This window comes from Melaminivora alkalimesophila (assembly GCF_000282995.1).
Taxonomy (GTDB): Bacteria; Pseudomonadota; Gammaproteobacteria; order Burkholderiales; family Burkholderiaceae_C; genus Melaminivora; species Melaminivora alkalimesophila.
Genome location: NZ_ALEE01000571.1, coordinates 1 through 1,432 on the forward strand (window position 1 = coordinate 1; position 1,432 = coordinate 1,432).

2 protein-coding genes are annotated in these 1,432 nt (G+C 73.3%); one reads left to right on the forward strand and one right to left on the reverse strand.

Annotated elements, in window-relative coordinates; translation table 11 throughout:
- On the reverse strand, positions 1-405 hold a 405-nt coding region (locus A612_RS11180; RefSeq protein WP_040436678.1), incomplete at its 3' end, for an NUDIX hydrolase.
- Between the two features lie 164 nt (positions 406-569).
- Between A612_RS11180 and A612_RS11185 the strand changes: the two genes are divergently transcribed.
- Positions 570-1,274: a DUF484 family protein gene (locus A612_RS11185; RefSeq protein ID WP_019374567.1), complete on the forward strand. Its 705-nt coding sequence runs from the start codon at positions 570-572 to the stop codon at positions 1,272-1,274.
- The last annotated feature ends 158 nt before the right edge of the window (positions 1,275-1,432 follow it).

Here is a 1,432-nt window from a genome sequence, read left to right on the forward strand (position 1 = left end):
CAGGCCGCGCGCCGCCACCTGCGCGGCAAAGGGTGCGTGGCGGTCGAGCGCGGCGATGTCCGCGGCGTCGGCCCAGCGGCCGTCGGCGTGGCGCGCCAGCAGAATGCCCAGCTCCTCGAAGCTCTCGCGCAGGGCGGCCAGCGCCTCCGTCAGGCGCTCGCCGGTCTGGGCCGGGCGCCGGTCGGCCAGGGCATGGGCCTCGGGCGCGGCGTCCTGCGCCTCGATGCCGCCGCCCGGAAAGACATAGGCGCCGGGCACGAAGCTGGCCTTGGCCGAGCGGCGCGTCATCAGCACCTCGAGGGTGCTCGCGCCATGGGGCGCGTCGCGCAGCAGCAGCACGGTGGCTGCGTTCAGCGGGGTGGCAGGGGTGCGGCGGGGGTGGAGGAGTTGGCTGTCGCGCGGCATCCGGCCATTATCGGCACGGCTGCGGTGGCTTTGGACTCCATTGCGACAGGCGCTGCACCAGGTGGCGCCCACCAGCTCCTCGGCCCCAGGCGAGGCAGGCCGATAATCGCCCCATGGGCGGATCGCTCGCCGTCGCCCGTCCCGAATCTCTGCCAGGCCTTCCCATGAGTTCTTCCTCCGCTTCCCCGCTGCCGCTGTCGCCCATCACCGAGGACGACATCGCCCAGTACCTCGCCAACACTCCCGGTTTCTTCGAGCGCCATGCCGAGCTGCTGGCCAGCGTGACCATCGCCAGCCCGCACGGCCAGCGCGCCGTCAGCCTGCAGGAGCGCCAGGCGGAGATGCTGCGCGAGAAGATCAAGGGGCTGGAGCAGCGCATCGTGGACATGGTGCGCCACGGCGCAGAGAACGGCGGCATCGCAGCTCGGCTTCACCAGTGGTCGTGCGAGCTGGCGGCGGTGCGCGCGCCGCAGGAGTTGCCCGAGGCCGTGGCGCAGGGCATCCGCAACCGCTTCGATGTGCCGCAGGTGGCGCTGCGCGTCTGGGACGTGGCGCCCGAGCATGCCGAGGCCCCTTGCGCCCAGGGGGCGAGCGCGGACGTACGTGCCTTCGCCTCGTCCCTGACCATGCCCTTCTGCGGCCCGAACCTGGGCTTCGAGGCGGCTGCCTGGCTGGCCGAGCGCGAGCAGATGCGCTCCATGGCACTGCTGCCGCTGCGCACCGGGGCCTTGGACCGCGCCGACGTGCCGGCCTTTGGCCTGCTGGTGCTGGCCTCACACGACCCGCAGCGCTTCGAGGCGACCATGGGCACGGAATTCCTGGAGCGCATCGCCGAACTGGCGAGCTGCGCGCTGTCGCGGTTGCAGTGAGCGACGCGCGCGCCGCCGGCGCCCAGCTGCCGCCCGAGGCGCAGGCCTACCTCGAGCACGCGCGCGTGCACAAGCGCCTGGCCGAGCGGACGCTGGCCCTGTACACGCAGGACCTGCTGCGGCTGAGCAGGCACGCCGCCGAGGCGGGGCTGCCGCTG